The organism is Drancourtella sp. An12, assembly GCF_002160935.1.
Classification (GTDB): domain Bacteria; phylum Bacillota; class Clostridia; order Lachnospirales; family Lachnospiraceae; genus Sellimonas; species Sellimonas catena.
Genome location: NZ_NFLO01000001.1, coordinates 196469 through 218974 on the forward strand (window position 1 = coordinate 196469; position 22506 = coordinate 218974).

18 protein-coding genes and 2 pseudogenes are annotated in these 22506 nt (G+C 45.7%); all 20 read left to right on the plus strand.

What is annotated here, in order from left to right:
* Positions 1-94: 94 nt before the first annotated feature.
* The 20 genes and pseudogenes from B5E64_RS00955 (at position 95) to B5E64_RS01040 (ending at position 22429) form a co-directional block, all read left to right on the plus strand.
* Positions 95-3238 (plus strand): glycoside hydrolase family 38 C-terminal domain-containing protein, encoded by a 3144-nt coding sequence (locus B5E64_RS00955; RefSeq protein ID WP_087166656.1) that lies wholly within the window; start codon positions 95-97, stop codon positions 3236-3238.
* A gap of 25 nt (positions 3239-3263) precedes the next feature.
* Positions 3264-4280, plus strand: a complete 1017-nt coding sequence (locus B5E64_RS00960; protein ID WP_087166918.1) for a M20/M25/M40 family metallo-hydrolase — start codon at positions 3264-3266, stop codon at positions 4278-4280.
* 16 nt (positions 4281-4296) lie between these two features.
* On the plus strand, positions 4297-4980 hold the full coding sequence (locus B5E64_RS00965) for a D-lyxose/D-mannose family sugar isomerase (protein ID WP_087166657.1): 684 nt from the start codon (positions 4297-4299) through the stop codon (positions 4978-4980).
* Between the two features lie 9 nt (positions 4981-4989).
* On the plus strand, positions 4990-6378 hold the full coding sequence (pepV, locus tag B5E64_RS00970; protein WP_242958823.1) for a dipeptidase PepV: 1389 nt from the start codon (positions 4990-4992) through the stop codon (positions 6376-6378).
* 294 nt (positions 6379-6672) lie between these two features.
* Positions 6673-7812, plus strand: a complete 1140-nt coding sequence (gene ugpC / locus B5E64_RS00975) for a sn-glycerol-3-phosphate ABC transporter ATP-binding protein UgpC (protein ID WP_087166658.1) — start codon at positions 6673-6675, stop codon at positions 7810-7812.
* Complete coding sequence (locus B5E64_RS00980; protein ID WP_087166659.1) at positions 7809-8678, plus strand: sugar ABC transporter permease; 870 nt, start codon at positions 7809-7811, stop codon at positions 8676-8678. Before ugpC ends, B5E64_RS00980 begins: the two co-directional genes overlap by 4 nt.
* Positions 8679-8688: 10 nt before the next feature.
* On the plus strand, positions 8689-9597 hold the full coding sequence (locus B5E64_RS00985; RefSeq protein ID WP_087166920.1) for a carbohydrate ABC transporter permease: 909 nt from the start codon (positions 8689-8691) through the stop codon (positions 9595-9597).
* Positions 9598-9686: 89 nt separating this feature from the next.
* Entirely contained in the window at positions 9687-11093 is a 1407-nt protein-coding gene (locus B5E64_RS00990; protein WP_087166921.1) for an ABC transporter substrate-binding protein, read from the plus strand.
* A 126-nt stretch (positions 11094-11219) separates the two neighbouring features.
* A complete protein-coding gene (locus B5E64_RS00995; RefSeq protein ID WP_087166660.1) occupies positions 11220-11966 on the plus strand; it encodes a glycerophosphodiester phosphodiesterase in 747 nt (248 codons plus the stop codon).
* Positions 11953-12753: an HAD-IIA family hydrolase gene (locus tag B5E64_RS01000; protein WP_087166661.1), complete on the plus strand. Its 801-nt coding sequence runs from the start codon at positions 11953-11955 to the stop codon at positions 12751-12753. The genes B5E64_RS00995 and B5E64_RS01000 overlap by 14 nt, the downstream gene beginning before the upstream one ends.
* Positions 12754-12837: 84 nt before the next feature.
* On the plus strand, positions 12838-13548 hold the full coding sequence (locus B5E64_RS01005; protein ID WP_343215452.1) for an FCD domain-containing protein: 711 nt from the start codon (positions 12838-12840) through the stop codon (positions 13546-13548).
* Positions 13549-13661: 113 nt separating this feature from the next.
* Positions 13662-14831: a PLP-dependent aspartate aminotransferase family protein gene (locus B5E64_RS01010; RefSeq protein WP_087166663.1), complete on the plus strand. Its 1170-nt coding sequence runs from the start codon at positions 13662-13664 to the stop codon at positions 14829-14831.
* 15 nt (positions 14832-14846) lie between these two features.
* On the plus strand, positions 14847-17069 hold the full coding sequence (locus tag B5E64_RS01015) for an alpha-galactosidase (RefSeq protein ID WP_087166664.1): 2223 nt from the start codon (positions 14847-14849) through the stop codon (positions 17067-17069).
* Positions 17070-17086: 17 nt separating this feature from the next.
* Positions 17087-18127 (plus strand): annotated as a pseudogene (locus B5E64_RS18265) (Gfo/Idh/MocA family oxidoreductase); the annotation flags it as partial.
* Between the two features lie 102 nt (positions 18128-18229).
* Positions 18230-18622 (plus strand): annotated as a pseudogene (locus B5E64_RS18270) (oligopeptide/dipeptide ABC transporter ATP-binding protein); the annotation flags it as partial.
* Positions 18623-18765: 143 nt separating this feature from the next.
* Positions 18766-18894, plus strand: coding sequence for a hypothetical protein (locus B5E64_RS18700; RefSeq protein ID WP_330677541.1), 129 nt, complete (start codon positions 18766-18768; stop codon positions 18892-18894).
* A complete protein-coding gene (locus tag B5E64_RS01025; protein WP_343284029.1) occupies positions 18891-19403 on the plus strand; it encodes a hypothetical protein in 513 nt (170 codons plus the stop codon). The genes B5E64_RS18700 and B5E64_RS01025 overlap by 4 nt, the downstream gene beginning before the upstream one ends.
* 234 nt (positions 19404-19637) lie before the next feature.
* Positions 19638-21065 carry an NAD(P)/FAD-dependent oxidoreductase gene (locus B5E64_RS01030; RefSeq protein ID WP_255396370.1) on the plus strand — a complete coding sequence of 476 codons (1428 nt, stop codon included), beginning with the start codon at positions 19638-19640 and terminating at the stop codon, positions 21063-21065.
* A 4-nt stretch (positions 21066-21069) separates the two neighbouring features.
* Complete coding sequence (locus tag B5E64_RS01035; RefSeq protein ID WP_087166666.1) at positions 21070-21822, plus strand: arginase family protein; 753 nt, start codon at positions 21070-21072, stop codon at positions 21820-21822.
* Between the two features lie 103 nt (positions 21823-21925).
* Positions 21926-22429: a CarD family transcriptional regulator gene (locus B5E64_RS01040; protein WP_087166667.1), complete on the plus strand. Its 504-nt coding sequence runs from the start codon at positions 21926-21928 to the stop codon at positions 22427-22429.
* Positions 22430-22506 lie beyond the last annotated feature (77 nt).

Below are 22506 nucleotides of genomic sequence, written 5' to 3' on the forward strand. Positions count from 1 at the left end.
ATTGGGGAAAACACCCGTCAGGAATTGACATATTGCACAAAAAATGATACGCTATATCCAACCTATAATATAGCTTATGGCACCGGGAGGTAATATGAATCTGATTTTTGAACTGGGGCGGGCGCAAAGGCTGAGAGAAGATATCGAAAAGATGATTATTGTAGAAAAAAGAGAAATTACAGCCTATAAAAGCCTGGAAGGAAAGAAAAAGGACGGGCATGTATGTGCAATTGATGGACAATGGAAAGACTATGTAATGGGAACGGCGTGGAATCAGGTGGATGCTCACCGGTGGTTCCGTACAACAATTACGATCCCGGAATCTATGGACGGGAAGCATGTGGAGTTCCTGATTACAACAGGACGGGAAGGTGAATGGGATGCAACGAATCCGCAGATGATTTTCTATCTGGACGGACAGTTGATTCAGGGGATTGATGTGAATCATCGGGAAGTGACAATCTCAGGAAAGGCAAAGGCCGGTGACTCTTATGAAATTGCGGTTCTTGCCTATAGCGGGATGGTAGAAGGGGATCTTGTGATTCATACATACCTTATTGCAGTAGATGACCGGGTACAGAAATTGTATTATGATTTGCTGATTCCTCTTCAGAGTGCCTATGTATTGAAAAAGGCGGACGAAGAAAACTACAGAAGAGTACTTCAAAGTATGGCACCGGCGCTGGATGCACTTGATTTGCGGGATGCATACTCGGAGAAATTTTACAGTTCGATTGAAAAGGCTGAACAGATTTTAAAAGAAGCTTTCTATAGTGAAGAACGGGAGTGCCCGACAGTCAGCGCCATCGGACATACACATATTGATATTGCATGGCTCTGGACGGTGGAGCAGACAAGGGAGAAAGTGCTTCGCAGCTTTTCTACTGTACTTCGTCTCATGGAGCAGTATCCGGACTATAAATTCATGTCCAGTCAGCCGATTCTCTATCAGTTTGTAAAAGAGCAGGAGCCGGAAATGTATGAGAAAATCAAAGAACGGATCCGGGAAGGCAGATGGGAAGTAGACGGAGCCATGTGGCTGGAAGCAGACTGCAATCTGACGGGAGGAGAGTCACTTGTCAGACAGATCATCAAGGGGCATCGTTTCTTTCTGGAGGAGTTTGGAAAAGAAAGTAAATCTCTGTGGCTCCCTGATGTTTTCGGTTATTCTGCCGCACTGCCGCAGATTCTGAAAAAATCCGGAATTCCATATTTCATGACAACAAAAATCGCATGGAATCAGTACGACCAGCTTCCGAATGACACATTCATATGGAAGGGAATCGATGGATCGGAAGTCTTTGCATTTATGCCGACAACAACGGATTATGATAAGGATCAGGGACTGAATATTTCTTTCTCTGATACAAGAAATACAACGACCTATACAGGAATCGTAAACCCGAATATGGCGCTCGGAACATTTAAACGGTTCCAGAACCGTGATCTGACAGAAGATACTTTGATGCTCTTTGGATTCGGCGATGGAGGCGGCGGTCCGACCAAAGAAATGCTGGAGAGTGCCGAAAGGCTGAAATACGGAATACCGGGAATTCCGAAAATCCGTCAGGAATTTGAACAGGATTATTTTGACCGGACATATGAAAAGATCCATGATCTTCCGGACATGCCGACCTGGGATGGAGAACTGTATTTCGAATACCACAGGGGAACTCTGACTTCCATGGCAAGAAACAAGCGGAGTAACAGAAAGAACGAGATTCTGTACACGCAGATGGAGACGGCCTCCTGTATGGCCGGTATAGAAAAAGATGAACAGCTTCAAAATGTGCTGGACAAGGGCTGGGATATTCTTCTCATCAACCAGTTCCATGATATTGTACCGGGTTCCAGTATCAAACCGGTGTACGAACAGACAGATAAAGAGTATCATGAAATTGAAGAGGCGGGAAAAGAGGAATTGAATCGGGTTGTATCCGCGGCTGTCGGCAGGCTTTCAATGGAAAAAGAAGGCGTCGTAGTGATGAATACCCAGGGATATGAGAGAGATGATCTCGTAGTGCTGGATGATGGAACAGAAATCCCGAGACTTGTAGATGAAGACGGAAGAAATGTGCCTGCGCAAAAAACGGCAGATGGCAGATATCTGCTCTATGTAAGCCATATTCCGCCGCTTGGATATAAAAAATTATATGAAACAGAGGAATTACTCGAAGAAAGTACCGGAAAAGAATGGGATTACACATTTGAGAATCCATTTATCAAGGTCTGCTTTAATGAGAAGATGGAAATTACGTCGCTCTATGAAAAAGAAGCAAAAAAAGAGCTGATTCAGGAAGGCAGGTGCGGTAACGTTCTACGGACATATGAAGACCGTCCGATGCAGTGGGATAACTGGGACATTGACGTGTTTTATCAGAGAAAACCTTATGAGGCAGACTGGTATTCTCCGGCAAGAGTTATTGAAAATGGAGAAGTCCGCATGGTAGTGGAATATGAATGTGGATTCCTTGATTCGACAGTGACGCAGCAGGTATGTCTGTATCACCAGATTCCGAGGATTGACTTCCGGACGAAAGCAGACTGGAAAACGCATCATGTGATTTTGAAAACACATTTTCCGGTAGATGTCAATACGACAAGAGCGTCATATGAAATCCAGTTTGGAAATGTGGAACGTGAGACGACAAACAACTACAGCTGGGATACGGCGAAATTTGAAGCGTGTGGACACAAGTGGGCGGATCTTTCAGAAAACAGTTCCGGAATCAGTCTGCTCAATGACTGTAAGTATGGATATGGAATCAAAAAAGGTGATATGAGTCTGACTCTGATCAAATCCGGAACCTATCCGAACGAAGATGCTGATATCGGAGAGCATGAATTTACCTATTCCATCTATCCGCATGCGGGAAGATGGCAGGAAGCGAAAACCGTAGAGATGGCATACAACCTGAATGTGCCGATGCTGGCAAAGAGAACCGGAAGGCAGGAAGGCTGCGGCGGAGAATACGAAAGCTTTCTGAAATGCAGTCAGGAGAGCTGTTTTGTGGAAGTCATCAAAAAAGCAGAGGATGGAAACGGCGTGATTGTCAGAATGTACGAGAATAAAAATAATCGCGTCAGAGCACAGATTCAGACAGCATATCCGATTGCACATGTATATGAATGTAATCTTCTGGAAGAAAATGAAGAAGAACTTACGGCCGGCAAAAACTGTTTTGAGACCGTATTTAAACCATATGAGATTAAGACATTCCGGCTGATCTTTGAATAAATGGAACCGGGGAAAAGGAGAAAAAATGATCAAGGATTATACACAGACGTGGGGAGTAAGCGGACTGGAAAAAAATGTGTCCGACCTGATTATCAGGGAAGTCATGGATTATGCGGACGAAATTACAAGAGACGCAATGGGGAATCTGATTGTTTTAAAGCGGGGAAGCGGAGCTGACAAGAAAAAAATCATGTGTGCGGCACATATGGATGAGATCGGCCTCTGTGTAGTGAAGATTCTAGACAACGGACTTCTGAAAGTGAAGCAGATCGGAGGGGTGTCCGCACTGTGCTCCTTCATGAACAGAGTACGTTTTGAAAACGGAACTGTTGGAACAGTCGGAGTAACGGATCCGATAGATACCGTTAAGCCTAAAGAGATTGACAAACTTTATATTGATATCGGAGCGATGTCAAAGGAAGAGGCCGGAAAGTATGTCAAACCGGGCGACTGCGCGGTATTCTGCGGAGATTATGCAGAACTTGCGGGACGCAATGTGATGTCCAAAGCCTTTGATGACCGGATTGCATGCTATATTCAGACTGAAGCGTTGAAGAGAATCAAAAACTGTTATCATGATCTCTATTTTGTATACACTGTACAGGAGGAGGTCGGACTGTTCGGTTCTACAACTTCGGCAGAAACAGTACAACCGGATCTTGGAATCGCTGTTGATATTACCGGATCTTTTGATGTCCCGGGTGATGAAAATGGGAATCCGGTACTCGGAAAAGGGGCAGCGATCAAAATCAATGACAGCAGTGTCATCTGCGACTGTGAGATGACCAAAGGGCTGATCGACTGCGCCGAAAGAAACCGGATTCCGTATCAGCGGGACGCACTTGTGGCAGGAGGTACTGATGCAGGGGCAATCAATAAGTCAGGAGGCGGTGTGAAAGTACTTGGGATTTCGATTCCGACCAGGTATGGTCATACACCGAACAGTATTGTCAATCTGGATGATGTGGAAGCATGTATCCGGCTGATGGAATGTTATCTTCAGGAGGAAATTCCGATTATCACACAGGAAAAAATCAAGTAAGGAGGAGAATGAGAGGATGAAACGATCAAAAATCAATCAGTGTATTAAAGACATGGAAGCATTGATCAAAGAGCATGGATTTGAGCTTCCGCCATTTTGCCACTGGACACCGGAAGACTGGCGGGAAAAAGGACATGAGTATGATGAGATCCGTGACAACATGCTTGGATGGGATATTACGGACTACGGGCTGGGAGATTTTGACAAGGTCGGATTTTCTTTGATTACAATCCGGAACGGAAACCAGAATAATCCGAAATATAAAAAAGTCTATGCGGAAAAACTGCTGATGCTGAAAGAAGGACAGCATTCCCCGATGCATTTCCACTGGAAAAAATCGGAGGACATCATTAACCGGGGCGGCGGAACTCTGATCATCCACCTGTATAATGATGATGGAGAAGGAGGGCTTGCGGATACTGATGTGACAGTAAATTCGGACGGAAGGTCATATCAGGTAAAAGCCGGAACGGGAGTCAGGCTGCAGCCGGGAGAGAGTATTACACTCTGGCCGCATCAGTATCACGATTTTGATGTAGAACCGGGAACCGGTGATGTGCTGATCGGGGAAGTTTCCATGTGCAACGATGACAATGTAGATAACCGTTTCTATGAAGAGGTAGGAAGATTTCCGGAAATTGAAGAGGATGAAGCACCATACCGTCTGCTCTGCAATGAATATCCGGAAGCAGAGGAGTAAGGCAGAATCATGGAGCAGAAAAGAGGAGATGAAATCATGGATTATACAAGATTAAGGGAAAAAATCCGGGAAATGCAGGATGAGATTATCGGAGGAATTCAGGACTGTATCCGGATTGACAGCGTAGGCGGTGAGCCGGAAGAAGGTGCACCATATGGAAAAGGCCCGAAAGAAGCGCTGGATTTTGCGCTGCAGCTGGGGAAAAAATTAGGATTTCGTACGGGCAATGTGGATAACAAGGCCGGTTACGTAGAGATGGGAGAAGGGGATGAGATGATTGCGGTTCTCGGACATCTGGACGTAGTACCGGTGGGTGATGACTGGAAATACCCTCCATTTGGAGCTGAGATCCATGATGGAATCCTTTACGGAAGAGGTGTGGCTGATGATAAAGGGCCGACGATCGGCGCTATCTATGCAATGAAAGCCATTCAGGATCTGAACCTTCCGCTGGACCGCAGAGTACGTGTGATCTTCGGAACGAATGAAGAGCGTGGATGTGACTGCATCAAACATTATGTTGAAGCCGGGGAAGAACATCCGGTGCTGGGAATCACTCCGGATGCGGAATATCCGCTTATCTTTTTTGAAAAGGGAATGACAACCGTGATCGGAGGGAAAAAACACCCGGAACAGGGAGAAATCCGTGTCCTTGAGTTCCGGGGCGGAACTGCCGGAAATATTGTGCCGCTTCATTGCAGACTTGTTCTGGAAGGAGAGCATGAGCTTGCAGATGACAGTGTTACAGTAAGCATCCGGGATGGAAATACGGTAATTGAGGCAGAAGGAGTCAGCGCGCATGGCAGCAGACCGGAACTCGGAGAAAACGCGGTTGTGAAGCTTCTTCTTGCAGTCCGGGGAATGGGAATCGGTGGAGACTTCCAGAAAATGGCTGATTTTGTATGCCAGAAAATCGGAAAGGAAACAAATGGGGAAACACTGGGAATCTGTTTCCGGGATGAGGAAACCGGTGAGACAACTGTCAATCTCGGTGTAATCGAATATACAGAGGAGGAAATGAATCTGAATCTGGATATCCGTTATCCGAAAAACGGTGATGCGGATGTGGTATATCATCAGCTGCATACGGCGCTTTCCTCCTATGGAATGGAGATTCTTGTACACAGAACAACTGATATGCTCTATGTTCCGAAAGATTCTGAACTTGTCCGGAAACTGATGGAAGTATACCGGGAGGGAACCGGCGAAGATCCTGAACCAAAGGCAATCGGAGGAGGAACGTATGCCAAAATGTTTAAAAACATGGTGGCATTCGGACCGATGTTTCCGGGAGAACCGGATGTAGCCCACCAGCCAAATGAGCAGATGCCGGTTGAAAATCTTATGAAATCTATTGAGCTGACAGCGGCAGCCATGGCGGAACTTGCAAAAAAATAATACGAAATAATCCGGACGGGAATGTGCTTCCCGTCCTTTTTTTATGAAAAAGTATACGTAAATTTTACATTGAATAACAGGAATTTTACGAAAATAAGAAAGAAAAACAGTCCGGTTTGCGCTGAAAAACCGCGGAAATAAAGGGAAAAGAAAAGGAAACAAGAGGGAAAAAATCTTTAACGACCATTTAACAAAAATTCCATCAAACATTAATGATGAATCAATATAATCTCTTGTGTTGTGAAAGAAATAAGGGAAAAAGAGAATAAAACTTCAGAAAGGGAGGAAAAAGCCGTGTCAGAAATTACATTGAGAAATGTATGCAAATCCTATGACAAAGAGCATTACGCGGTAAAGGATTTTAATCTGGAAATCCATGATAACGAATTTGTCATCTTTGTCGGACCGTCCGGCTGCGGGAAATCGACTACACTTCGTATGATTGCGGGACTGGAGGAAATTACGAGCGGAGAACTTTGGATTGACAAGCAGCTCTGTAATTATGTGGAACCGAAGGACAGAGACCTGTCCATGGTTTTCCAGAACTATGCGTTATATCCACAGATGACAGTCTATGATAATATGGCCTTTGCGCTGCAGATCCGGAAGGTTCCGAAAAATGAAATTGATCAGAAAGTGCATGAGGCTGCGGCCATTCTTGGCATTGAATCTCTTTTAAAAAGAAGACCGGGACAGCTTTCGGGAGGACAGAAACAGCGGGTTGCCATTGGAAGCGCGATTATGAGAAAACCAAAGGCATTTCTGATGGATGAACCATTGTCCAACCTGGATGCAAAGCTGAGAGCCCAGATGAGAGTAGAGCTTGCGGATTTACATAAACGGCTTGGGACAACGATCATTTATGTTACGCATGACCAGACCGAGGCCATGACACTTGGAACAAGAATTGTTGTCATGAAAGACGGATTTATTCGTCAGGCGGATGCGCCAAGAACAATTTATGAAGATCCGGCGGATCTGTTTGTTGCCGGATTTATCGGATCCCCGTCCATGAACTTCATGGAGGGTACAATCCGGAAAAACGGAAGCGGTGTAGATTTTGTGCTGGCATCCGGACAGAAACTGGAGGTTCCGCAGACGAAGGCGGCTCTGCTGGCAGGACAGTATGCAGACAAGAAGGTAATTCTTGGAATCCGTCCGGAGCATTTTTCAGAAGAAGTCAAGAAGGAACACGCAAACCTGAATCCTTCCAGATGCAGGCTGACCGGAAAAGTCGTAGTAAAAGAAATGCTCGGATCAGAGTCCATCTTCTACCTGAAAGAACAAAGGGCGGGCGAATATGCGGCACGGCTTACGGTAGATACAAAGGGAGCTCCGGGAGATGAAATGACCTTATATGTGGACATGAACCGGGTGCATTTCTTTGATGCAGATACAGAGAAAAATATTTTTTATCATGGAGGTCAGCAATGAAACAGTTGATGGAGAAAACGAAGGGCAGAAATGCTTATTTCTATTTGATTCCCTGCTTTCTGGTGTTTGCGGTTTTCCTGTTTTATCCTTTTGTGAAAACGATCTACCTGAGTCTGTTTTTGACAGACAAGCTGGGACAGGCAAAGGTGTTTGTGGGACTGGACAATTACGTGGATCTGCTCACGTCAGAATCATTTTATAACAGTCTTTTAGTAACCGTGATTTTTGTTGTAATCGTTGTAATCGGCAGCATGCTGATCGGTCTGATCGGGGCGGTGCTCTGCAGCAAGGCCTTTCCGGGAATCAGGGTGTTCAGCACATCCTATGCACTCCCGATGGCGATTGCGTCCAGTGGAGCCGCAATGATTTTCAAGATTATTCTGAACCCGACAATCGGTATTCTGAACAAACTGACCGGACTGGATATCAACTGGATCGCAGATCCGAAATATGCGCTGATCTGTGTGGCGGTTCTTACAGCATGGCTGAACAGCGGGATCAATTTCCTGTATTTTTCGGCAGGACTTGGAAACATTGACGAGTCCATTTATGAGCGTGCTTCTGTAGACGGAGCGAACGGAATTCAAAAATTCTTCCGTCTGACGCTTCCGGGATTAAGCCCGATTATGTTCTATACACTTGTAGTCAATATCATCCAGGCATTCCAGTCCTTCGGACAGATCAAGATCCTGACGGCCGGAGGACCGGGAGAGTCCACGAATGTAATTGTATATTCAATTTACAGGGACGCGTTTTTTAACTACAAATTTGGAAGTGCGGCGGCACAGTCCGTTGTACTGTTCCTGATCATCATGGTACTGACACTTGTGATGTTCAAGATTGAAAAGAAAGGAGTCAAATATTAAGATGGCTGGAATGAATAGTACGATTTCAATAGAGCTTGATTCTTATAATGCAGAGGAAGTGGAGAAACTTCACAGACTGATGAACGCCCGCGCCTTGAGGAAAAAGAGAATCCGTAAAACGGTGCTGGTTGCTGTAAATATCATTTTTGCCCTGTTTATGCTGTTCCCGCTTTTATACTCTGTCAGCGTATCTATTATGCCGGGAGATGAGCTTTTTACGATGGATCTGAACATTATTCCATCACATCCGACATTTGAAAATTATATCAGGGCATTCACACAGGTGCCGCTTGTACGGTTTATCCTGAATTCTTTCCTTGTAGCAGGATGCATTACAATCGGACAGATTATTACCTGTTCTCTTGCGGCGTTTGCGTTCTCCTTTTTGGAGTTCAAAGGGAAAAACTTTCTGTTCATGCTTGTCATGGCTACCATGATGGTTCCGGGAGAGGCGGTTATCATCTCCAACTATCTGACGGTCAGCAGCATGGGAATTCTGGATACTTATCTGGTTCTGATTCTTCCATCGCTGACATCCGCAATGGGAATCTTCCTCTTCCGCCAGTTCTATATGACATTCCCGATCTCTCTTTATGAGTCGGCGAAACTGGACGGATGCGGAAACCTGAGATTTATTGTAAAGATCCTGATTCCGCTTACAAAATCCGCAATCGGGGCAATGGCAGTGTATACATTCATCAATGCATGGAATATGTATATGTGGCCGCTTCTTGTAACGGGATCTGAAGAAATGCGGACCGTACAGATCGGTATCAGTATGCTGAACAGTGTAGATGCCCAGTCTATTACGCTGATGATGGCGGGCGTTGTGGCAATTATCATTCCGTCCATGGTGATTTTCATCGTAGGACAGAAACAGCTGATCAGCGGAATGTTTTCAGGTGCAGTCAAAGGTTAGACTGGTCTGTTTACATATATCAACATGAAGGCAGACGCCGGATGAACCCGGAAAGGGCGCCGGCGGAAAAAGAAAAGGAGAAAATATCTATGAAAAAACGAGTAATCGCAGCGATGCTCGCTGCTCTGATGGTTGTTTCTACCCTTGCTGGCTGTGGAAACGGGAAAAGTGCTTCCGAGATGAACGGGCAGACTTCAGAAGGGGAAGAAAGCACCGGGTCCGGAGTGATCACTGACAATTTTAAAAATGTTGACACAAATGGAACAACGATTACATTCTGGCATTCCATGGGCGGTGTTAACGGAGAAGCCATGGATTACCTGGTAAACAAATTTAATGAAGAAAATGAAGATGGTATCACGGTAGAAGCTGTATACCAGGGCGAATATGATGATACGATCAACAAGCTGAAAAGTGCTCAGATCGGAAACATGGGAGCGGATCTTGTACAGATCTACGATCTGGGAACCCGTTTCATGATCGATTCAGGATGGATCATTCCGATGCAGGAAATGATCGATGCGGACGGATATGATATGTCGGAGCTCGAACCGAATGTAGCCGCATATTATACAACAGAGGACGGAACGATGTACTCCATGCCGTTCAATTCTTCCACACCGCTTCTGTACTACAACAAAGATATGTTTGATGCTGCGGGTATCACAGATATTCCGACCAGCCTTCCGGAGATCGCAGAAGTAGGTGACGCATTGAAAGAGAAGGGTGGAGCTCAGGAAGTATTTGCAATCAGCATTTACGGCTGGTATTTCGAACAGTTCCTCTGCAAACAGGCTCTGAATATGGTAAATAACGGAAACGGACGTGAAAAAGCAGCTACCAAAGTGGAGTTTGATGAAAACGGCGGCGGTCTGAACATCTTAAATGCATGGTATGATCTTTTTGAAAAAGGTTATGCTCCGAACGTCGGACGTTCCGGAAGTGATACTGCGACAACAGACTTTACATCCGGAAAAGCAGCTATGATGGTTGGATCAAGTGCTTCCCTGAAACAGGTTCTGGAAGACAGCGGCGGAAAATTTGAAGTAGGAACCGCATACTATCCGGCAGTCAGCTCAGATGACAAAGGCGGAGTTTCTATCGGAGGCGCATCTTTGTGGGCACTGAACAATGAAGACGAGACAAAGGCGGCAGCAACATGGAAATTTGTTAAATTCCTGATTTCTCCGGAATCCCAGGCATACTGGAACGCACAGACAGGATACTTCCCGATTGTTACAGGAGCACAGGAAGAGCAGACGTTCAAGGATAACATTGCCAAATATCCGCAGTTCCAGACAGCTCTCGATCAGCTGCATGATTCCACACCGGAATCCGCAGGAGCACTCCTCAGTGTATTCCCGGAATCCCGCCAGATTGTTGAGACTCAGATCGAAAATATGCTGAACGGAGATGTAACGCCGGAAGAGGCAGTGGATAACATGGCAAAGGAGATCAATGATACGATTGAAGAATACAATCTTGTCAACGGCTAAAAAGTAAAAACGGATCAATTCTGTCCACAGTAATTGGAAAAGCGTGTCTGAAAGAGAATGAAATGATTTCCGGCACGCTTTTCTTTATCGCGAAAAATGTTATGATGATACAGGAGGTATAAGATCATGAAAGAAGTAAAGATTTTTGCGCACAGAGGGGCAAGCGGATATGCACCGGAAAATACACTTGCAGCATTTCGGCTCGCAGAGGAACAGGGTTCCGATGGGGTAGAACTGGATGTACAGCTTACAAAAGACGGGGAAGTGGTTGTCATCCACGATGAGAAAATTGACCGGACCAGCACCGGAACCGGATTTGTCAGAGACTATACATTGGAAGAGCTGAAAAAGTTCTCTTTCCACAATCATATGGAAGCGTATGAAGGAGAAACGATACCGACACTGGAGGAAGTGCTGAATCTCCTGAAACCTGGAAAAATGGAAGTGAATATTGAACTGAAAACCGGAATTTTCTGGTATCCGGAAATCGAAGAGAAGACAATGGAAATTGTAAAAAAGACGGGGATGGAGGACCGTGTCATCTATTCATCTTTCAACCACTACAGTATTCAGGAAGTTCGCCGGCTGAATCCGGAGGCTGAGACCGCGTATCTGTACGGGGACGTCATACTGGATGTGGAGAAATATGCAGCGGGAACAGGTGTACAGGGACTGCATCCTGCATTGTACCATCTGTATATGTCTGATTTCCTGAAACGCTGGAAGGAGAGCGGTCTGAAAGTACGTGTCTGGACTGTAAACAGGGAAGAGGATATGAAGCATTTTATCGAGGCAGGGCTGGAAGCCGTGATTACCAACTATCCGGATACAGCAATTGCGGTACGCAGGCAGGTGGAACATGCTGAAAAATAAGAAACTCTTTCTTCTCGATATTGACGGTACGGTCTGTATCGGACAGAGACTGATCAGCGGGACAAAAGAGTTTCTCGAGGATGTCAGGGACAATGGAGGCCAGTTTGTGTTCATCACAAACAATTCTACCAGAAGCATTGAAGATTATATCCATTCTTTTCAGAAGATGGGAATCATGACCGATTATTCCAACTTTATTACTGCGTCTTTTGCCACTGTGCAGTATCTGAAAAAGAATTATGAAGGAAAGCTGATCTATGTGATGGGAACAAAATCCCTGCTCAGAGAACTGAAACGTAACGGGATCAGGGTGACGGTAGACTGTCTGGATCCTGAGATTGCCTGTGTTCTGGTGTCTTATGATAATCAGCTGACTTACGAAAAGATTCAGGACACCTGCCAGATCCTGAGCACACGGCCGGAAGTGGGCTATATAGCCACAAATCTGGATTATGTCTGCCCGATCGAATTCGGCTATGTACCGGACTGCGGCGCCATCTGTCAGATGATAGAGCATGCGGTGAAAAGGCAGCCGGAATATATGGGGAAACCCGGGACGGCTATGGTCGAGTACTCTCTGAAACTGAATCATTTCTCAAAAGAACAGGCTTTGATTGTGGGCGACAGGCTTTATACGGACATTCTCTGCGGACACAAAACCGGAGTGGAGACTGCTCTCGTACTGACCGGAGAGACCACGCGTCAGGAAGCAGAAGCATGCGGATATGGGCCGGACTACATTTTTTCCTCAATCGACGAACTGGCAGAGGCATGGCGGGAATCATGACCTCTGCCCTTTTGTACAATTTTAATAAAAAAAAGAAATCAGTTGACGTGGAATTGGAAGAAGTATATAATGATCCCAAGGAACATGATAGGGAGAACAGTGATGGCAAAACCGATCAAAAGAGTTTCTTTACAATCAGAAATTATTAAGTACATTCAAAGCTACATAGAGGAACATGATCTGAAAGAAGGTGACAGACTTCCTTCTCAGGGACAGTTCATTGAAATGATGCAGGTCAGCAGGACAGCGCTTAGAGAGGCAGTGAAGACTCTGGAGGCGGAAGGCATTGTGGAAGTGAAGAACGGCAAAGGCATATTTGTAGGATGCCGCGGAAGGAAAGCAACGGCACTGGAGTCTTTGATCGGTTTTACAATGGAGAGAGAGTCTCTGATCGAAGCACTGGAGGCCAGAAGAGCGATGGAGACAGAACTGATGGCCATGGTAGTGCGGAATGCCACTGATCAGGAGATGGACGAACTGGGGGAGATCACGGAGGTCCTTATGAAGAAGGTACGGGCGGATGAGCGGGATACCGAAGAGGACAAGGCATTTCATGAGAAGATCTACCTGATGTGCCACAACAAAGTGTTTTATGCAGTACTGAAAGTACTGGATGAATATACGGATAAGCTCTGGCAGTTTCCGCTGGATATTGAAGACCCGTTCAAGGCAAGCATGCCGTATCATGAAATGCTCTATCAGGCGTTGAGAGAGCGTGATATCAAGAAGGCACAGAAGATTAACAACAAGCTTTTGGACTGCGTATATGATGATATTGCAATAGCACATCAGTGAATCCGCAGAACTGATGTGCTTTTATTTTAAACAATCAAGCTATATTATAGCATATAGATGATACCTGACAGAATATAGTCTACAAATAACAAAAGGAAAGAGGAAGGAAAGCGATGAAAGAGAAAACAGGTATGATACTCGCACATGCCGGGGAGGAATACGATCAGTATTTTAATGCGATCGTTCCGCCGGTTTTTATGAATTCATTAAATATTTTTCCCACAGTGGACGAGTACTATGACTCGGATAAGCGGGATAAACACACGTACTGTTATGGACGTGTCCAGAACCCGACTGTAAGAATTCTCGAAGAAAAGATTACCGAACTTGAAAAAGGAGTAGAAAGCTACGTGTTTTCATCCGGAATGGCGGCAGCGACAGCGGCGGTTCTTACTGCATGTTCCTGCGGCGGACATGTAGTCTGCATCCGCACTGCCTATGGCCCGCTGAAAGATTTTCTTCAGAATTACTGCAGAGAGCATATGAATGTCCGGACGACTTTTATTGACGGGGATGATCCGAAAGAGATTGAAGAGGTTCTGGAGGATGATACACAGCTGCTGGTGCTGGAGAGTCCCTCCTCTGTTGTATTTCGAGTTCAGGATATAAAAAAGGCGGCTGAAGCGGCTCATGCAAAAGGAGCCCTTGTATATATCGATAATACATTCTGCACACCGATTTACCAGAATCCGCTGGAACTGGGAGCTGACTTTGTAATGCATACCGCATCCAAGTATCTGGGAGGACACAGTGATATTATCGGAGGATCCCTGACGGTAAAAGATCCGGAACTGGGAAAACGGGTAAGGACAATCCGGGAACAGATCGGAAGTATTATAGGACCGATGGAAGGCTGGCTGATGATGAGGGGGCTGCGTACTCTGGAAGTGAGGGTAAAGGAACACGGAAAGACAGCACTTGCTGTAGCACAGTATCTGGAACAGCATCCCAAAGTAAAGAAGGTACACTATACCGGACTTGCATCCCATCCACAGCACGAACTGATCGAAAGACAGCAGTCAGGACATACCGGACTATTGAGCTTTGAACTGGACAGTACAACGCAGGAGGCAAAAGAATTCTGCCAGGCGCTTCGGATTTTTAAAATCGGAGTATCCTGGGGAGGATTCGAAAGTCTGGTGATGATGCCTTACGCGAGGGAAGATGAAGAAACCTGTAAGAAGATGGGAGCCGGACAAAACGTAATCCGCATCCACTGCGGATTGGAAGGGACAGAAAATCTGATTGAAGATCTGGAACAGGCTTTCCAGCAGGTTTTCTGATAGAGAGGAGAAGACATGCCGATCATATTTCATAAAAATACAAAAGAGTTTCATCTTTATAATAATGAGATCAGTTACATTTTCTGTATCCTGAGAAACGGACAGCCAGGACAGATTTATTATGGAGAGAGAATCAAAGACCGGGAAAGTTTCCAGCATCTGATTGAGTATTCCCTGCGTGATATGGCGCCTTGTACTTATGAGGGTGACCGGACATTCTCCATGGAATATCTGAAACAGGAATATCCTTCCTACGGCCACGGGGATATGAGAGAACCTGCCTATGAGATTCTGCAGGAAGACGGAAGCCGTATTACAGAATTTACGTTTGAAGACTATGTGATTCTGAAAGGGAAGAGGAAACTCGAAGGGCTACCAGCTGTTTATACAGAATCCGATGAGGAGGCAGAAACACTGGAGATCTACCTGAGAGACCGGGTGATGAATACAAAGATGATTCTTTCTTACACGATTTTTGAGAATCTGCCGGTAATTATCAGAAATACAAGATTTGTCCATGAGGGAGAGAGCAGCATTGTGCTGGAGCGTGCCATGAGCCTGAATCTGGATCTGCCGGACGACAGATATGAGATGGTCGAGTTGACCGGGGCATGGGCAAGAGAACGTTATGTGAAAACAGCACCTCTCCACGAGGGAATTCAGGCTATTTACAGTATGCGCGGGCACAGCAGCCACCAGTTCAATCCATTTTTTGCACTGAAGCGGCCGGAGACGACAGAGGATGCCGGAGAAGCAATCGGGATCAGCCTGGTTTACAGCGGAAATTTCCTGGGACAGACAGCAGTGGATACATTTGGAGTGGCAAGAGCCATGATCGGGATTCATCCGGAAGGATTTTCCTGGACACTGAAAAAGGGCGAAACTTTCCAGACTCCGGAGGCGGTACTCGTTTATTCCGGAGAGGGACTCGGAAAGATGAGCAGGACATTTCACCGGCTTTATCGCAAACGTCTTGCAAGAGGATACTGGAGAGATCGTGTCCGACCGGTGGTAATCAATAACTGGGAAGCCACCTTTATGGATTTTACAGAAGATAAAATTCTGAAATTCGCGGAAACAGCCCGGAAACTCGGGGTTGAGATGATGGTGCTTGATGACGGCTGGTTTGGACACAGAGATGACGATACTTCGTCTCTCGGGGACTGGTATCCTGATCCGAAGAAACTGCCGCAGGGAATCCGCGGACTGGCAGAAAAGATTGAAAACATGGGAATGAAATTCGGGCTTTGGATTGAGCCTGAAATGGTAAATAAAGACAGCAGACTTTATGAGGAACATCCGGACTGGGTGATCAACGTTCCGTATCGGGATGCATGCCACGGGAGAAACCAGTTTGTGCTGGACTTTTCGAAAGAGGAAGTGGTGGATTATATCGGTGACCAGATTTCCGGAATCTTGCGGAATGCGCCTGTATCGTATATCAAATGGGACATGAACCGAAGTATCTCGGAGGCATTCTCGCAGGGAAGAAAAGCAGAGGAGCAGGGAAAACTGTTCCACCGGCATATTCTCGGCGTCTACCGCCTGTATGAACGTCTTACATCTGAATTCCCGGAGGTGTTGTTTGAATCCTGCGCGAGCGGCGGGGCCAGATTTGATCCTGGAATGCTTTACTATGCACCGCAGTGCTGGACGTCGGATAATACGGATGCGGTAGAACGGCTTCGGATTCAGTACGGAACTTCTTTTGTATACCCGCTGAGTTCCATGGGATGCCATGTATCGGAGGCCCCGAATCAGCAGACATTTCGAAACACGCCGCTTTCCACAAGAGCGGAGACGGCATACTTTGGATGTTTCGGTTATGAAATGGATCTGGACACTTTGACAGAAGAGGAAAAAGAAGAAGTCAAAGAGCAGATTCAATATTATAAACGAATCCGGAAACTGATTATGGAGGGAACATTTTACCGGTTAATCAGTCCGTTTGAAGGAGACGAGGCGGCGTGGATGGTCGTTTCAGAAGATAAAAGGCATGCACTGGCAGGATATTACCGGATGAGGCAGCCGGCCAACGCACCGCTGAAACGGCTGACACTAAAAGGGCTGGATCCGGATGTCAGATATCAAATCCGGGAAACCGGACTGGAAGCATACGGAGACGAACTGATGAGAGCCGGAATGGCGATTTCGGATTATGCGAGCGGTATCCGTGAAAAAAAGGAAAGACAAGGTGATTATCAATCGAGACTTTTTGAACTGACAGCACAGTCATAGAGAAGGAGCGCTGGACGATGAAAAAACTTATTACGTGTGCAATTGCGGGGCTTGGAAACAGAGGAAACGATATCTACGGGAATTACCAGTTTGTAAGTCCCGAAGAAATGAAAGTTACGGCGATTGCTGAACCACAGGAAGAAAAACGCGAAGCAGCCAGAATACGATACGGTCTGCCGGAGAACAGATGCTTTTCGTCCGCGGAGGAAATGCTGGAAGAGCCAAAGCTGGCGGACGTCATGGTTATTGCAACCCAGGACAGACAGCATGTAGAGCAGGCGGTAAATGCAATTCAAAAGGGATATCACGTACTTTGCGAGAAGCCAATCTCACCGGATCCGGAGGAATGCAGACGTCTTCAGAAGGCGGCCCATGAATACAAAAGAATTGTGGCAGTTGGGCATGTACTCCGTTATACGCCATTTTATTCAAAGATTAAGGAACTGATTGCAGGCGGAGCTATTGGGGAAGTTGTTTCAATTCAGGCGATGGAGCAGGTTACCTACTGGCATCAGGCTCACAGTTATGTGAGAGGGAACTGGAGAAGGACAGACGAGACGAGTCCGATGATTCTTGCAAAGAGCTGTCATGATCTGGATATTTCTGTCTGGCTCCTTGGGAAACAGTGCAAAAAAGTTTCTTCTTACGGAGGGCTGTATCTCTTCAGGCCGGAAAAGGCACCGGAGGGCGCTGCAAAACGATGCCTGGACGGATGCCTGGCGAAAGCTGACTGTCCGTATGATGCAGAGAAGATTTATATTACAAATAAACGCACAGGAATCCGGACTGTAGTCCGGGAAGGAAAGACCGGAGATGCAGCCTGGCCGTGTTGTGTGCTGACACCGAATGACCTTTCAGAGGCGGCAGTACGGAAGGCACTTGAAACCGGACCTTACGGCAGATGCGTTTATGCATGCGATAACGATGTAGTTGACCATCAGGTCGTCAACATGGAATTTGAAGATGGAATTACGGTAGATTTCCAGATGACAGCCTTTACGGGAGAGGGTGGGCGGACCATCCATATCTGCGGAACAAAAGGAGACATCAAAGGAAATCTGGGAAAAAATAAAGTAATACTGACACAATTTGGAAGGACACCGGTAAGCTTTGAGGTCGCAGAAGGCGACATGAGCGGACATGCCGGAGGTGATAATCGTCTCAACCTTCTTGTCAAGCTTCAGAGAGAACTTGGCCTGACTTACCTGTTTATTGCACACGACCTGTCTATGGTTAAACATATTTCCGACCGTGTCGGTGTTATGTATATGGGACATATCGTGGAACTTGCGTCCAGTAAGGAACTCTATGCAAATCCTCAGCACCCGTACACAAAGGCGCTTCTGAGCGCGATTCCGATCCCGAATCCGGAGAAGGAGAAAAACAAGGTTGTGCTCCCGCTCGAAGGAGAAGTGGGAAGCCCGATCAACTGCGGTCCGGGATGCCGATTCGCAAGCAGATGCAAATATGCTACAGAAAGGTGCAAAAACGAAACACCGGTATTAAAAGAGATCGAAAAAGAACACTTCGCAGCATGCCATCTGTTCGACTAAGGACGGACAGATGGGGCTGCAAAACCCCGACGGGAGCAGTGAAAGCTGCTCCTTTTTCTATGATAAAAAGACAAGGGATAGATTTTTTCCCGATGCGGGCTTATAATAAAGGCATAGAATTCCTCTGTATATGGAGGAAGAATATGGCGAAAAAGAAAACATTACAGGAATTGACAATCAAGGACAATTTTCTTTTCGGAGCAGTCATGGTGAATGAAGAGAACTGCAAAGAATTTCTGGAGAATATGCAGAGATTCCTAATACTTATGTGATCTTTGTATGCGATTTTGACCCATTTGGAGAGGCAAAATATCGATACAGTTTCCAGAATATATGTAAAGAAGTGCCAGACATCCAGTTACCGGACGGCAGAAAAATCATCTATTTGAGCACCTGCGGAAAGAATCCGGCGGAAGTTCCGGAAAAGCTGGTGAAATTTCTTGCGTTTGTAAAAGCAGATTTAAAAGAAAGTCAGAATAACTTTGCAGATTCATATGTACAGAAGCTACAGGAATTTATCGTGGATGTGAAGAAAAGCCGGGAAATGGAGGCGAGGTTTATGATTCTGGAAGAGATGCTGAGAGACGAAAGGAACGCCGGAAAAACAGAAGGAGTAAAGTACACTTTACTGGAAACTATAAATGCCTATGGAGAAATTCCTTCCGAACTTCAGGAAAAAATTGAAAAAGAAACAGATCTGGAAGTTTTGAAAAGCTGGTTTCAGACAGCGCTTCGAGCGGGATCTGTTGAGGCATTTGAAGAGGCAATTCAGAGCAGATAATCAGCGGTCATTCTGAGCCGCAAAAGAGATTCATTTTTGACTGTCGGTATCACAGTGAATTCATAGCTGCATATCGACAGTCTCAGATCTATGTTACATATCAAAACTGTCGATTCGGCAGAGATTCAATTAATGATACAGAGGAATTCTATTTCAATTTAAAAGCGAATTGAGTTTTCCGAAAAAGGGTATTATGATAAAAGAGGAGGAAAACTGCAAAAGAATCGGAGGTACTTGAATATGGCGAAGACAAGAAATATGTATGACGTGATTATTATCGGGGCAGGACCGTCAGGTATTTTCTGCGCGTACGAGCTGATGCAGAAAAGGCCGGATTTGAAGGTTCTGATGCTGGAAAAAGGACGTTCGATTGAAAAACGGACATGCCCAAAGAGAAAGACGAAAGTCTGCATGGGGTGTAAGCCTTGTTCCATCACGACAGGATTTGCAGGAGCAGGAGCATTTTCCGACGGGAAACTTTCTCTCTCTCCGGAAGTCGGAGGGACTCTTCCGGACATTTTAGGTTATGAAAAAGCAGAGGAACTGATCCGGGAGGCGGACAGCATTTATCTGAAATTCGGAGCAGATGAAAAGGTTTACGGTCTGGATGATATGCAGGCGATCGAGGACATCCGTGCAAAATCCATCCGTGCAAATCTGAAATTGATTGAGTGCCCGATCCGGCATCTTGGTACAGAAGAAGGATACAAGATTTATACAAGACTTCAGAAGCATCTGGAGGAAACTAATGTAGAAATCCGGTTTATGACGATGGTTCAGGATATTCTTATAGAGGATGGAAAAGCAGTCGGAGTGGTCACAGAGAAAGGAGAAACCTTCTATGCGCCGGAGATCGTTGCAGGCGTCGGCAGGGAAGGCTCTGAATGGTTTTCGCATATCTGTCAGGAACATGGGATTGAAACGCAGAATGGAACGGTTGATGTGGGAGTCCGTGTAGAGGTCCGGGATGAGATTATGAAAGAGCTAAATGAAAAGCTCTATGAAGCGAAGCTTGTCTACTATACACCGACATTTGACGATAAAGTGCGTGTATTCTGTACAAATCCATCCGGAGAAGTAGCGACAGAATACTATGAAGGCGGACTTGCGGTTGTGAACGGGCACGCCTATAAATCAAAAGATATGAAGACAAAGAATACCAATTTCGCTCTTCTGGTGTCAAAGAACTTTACCGAACCGTTTAAAACTCCGATTGAGTACGGAAAACACATTGCGCAGCTTGGGAATATGCTCTGTGATGGAAAAATTCTCGTTCAGAGATACGGGGATTTCCGGCGCGGCAGAAGAACAACATCAGAGCGTCTCGTAAGAAACAACCTGATTCCGACTTTGAAAGATGCAGTGCCGGGAGACCTTTCATTGGTATTCCCGCACAGAATCATGGTTGATATTGATGAAATGATCAAAGCCCTTGATAAGGTGACTCCGGGAATTGCAAGTGATGAGACACTGCTCTATGGAGTGGAAGTCAAATTTTACTCCAATAAGGTTGTAACGGACAAAGAATTTGAGACAAATATAAAAGGCCTCCGTGCAATGGGAGACGGAGCAGCCATTACAAGAGGCCTTCAGCAGGCATCGGCTAACGGCCTTTATACAGCAAGGTGTATTCTGAACAAGATGGAACAGGCGGAGGAGTGATCGCATGAGGCAGGACGGCAGGCCGGTGGTGATGAATTTTACTGGCATTTATGAGAAAGAGACATTTTACCGGAGCGAAAAAATCTGCTGGATCGACTGCAGAGATATCCACGGGACAAACTGCTACTGTGATGAACAGGCGGAGCAGATTCTGGAAGAGCGGATAAGGAAACTTCCGCCGGAAGGGATTCACTTTATTGACTCCGGAAATTATCACTATATGACAAAACTTTGGACCGATAAGATCAGGGAGCCGTTTGTCCTTATTTTAATCGATCATCATCCGGATGCCCAGCCATCTCTGTTTGAAAATCTGCTTTCCTGCGGATGCTGGGCTGCGCGGGTGCTGGACGAAAATCCGCATGTAAGAAAGATCGTTCTGCTTGGAGCGGAAGAGGAACTTGTAAAAAGTCTTCCGGAAAAATACAAAGACAGAATTGCCGCCTACAATGAAGAGGCTGTGGTGCATGACCGCATCTGGGAGGAATTCCGGAAGAAACATATTGAAGTGCCGGTGTATCTTACGATCGACAAGGATATTCTGGATCCTTCGCAGGTGAAGACAAACTGGAATCAGGGGAAAATGAAACTTGCGGATTTGAAAAAGGTAATTTATCAGATTCTGCTTCATGAGCAGGTGATAGGTGTAGATATCTGTGGAGAATGTACCGGTTCTATTCTGGAAGAAGCAGGCAGGAAGGAAATGGAACAGGACGACCGGATTAATGGTAGTTTACTTCATCTGCTGGAATGCTGAGAGAAATTTGCAATTCATGCCTTATTTATAATGGAAAAAAATGTTATACTATATATAAATAGGTAACGAAAGGGATTGATTGAGCAAAGAAAGGCGTGAGCGCATGTTTAAAGTTGGAGAGTATGTTGTATATGGTCATAATGGCGTCTGTCGGATCACAAAGATCGGGCCACTGGAGACAGTGGCAAAAGATAAGGACAGGCTGTATTATACCCTGATTCCCTTTGGGGAGACGGGAAGTACAGTATTTGCTCCCGTAGACAGCCAGAAGATACCGATGAGAAAGATTATCAGTAAAGAGGAGGCTCTGTTGCTGATTGAGGAAATGAAGGAAATTGCGGTACTTGGGATTACGGAAGAGCGGAAGCGTGAAGAGACTTATAAAAACGCACTTAAGACATGCGACTGCAAAAAGCTGGTCAGTCTGATTAAGACCATCTATCGCAGAAAGCAGGAACGGGAAGCACAGGGGAAACATCTGACAGCGGCGGACAGCCGGTATTTCCGGACAGCGGAACATGTGCTTTATGATGAGCTGGCTGCGGCTCTGGAGATCGAGAGCGGTAAGGTGAAAGATTTTATTTCGGAAAAATTAGGTGAAGAATAGTCCCGCGTTTTACACGCATTTAACGAAACAGGCGGGGTGAATTTAACCGTGTTCTCTTATACTGATAAGAAATTGTA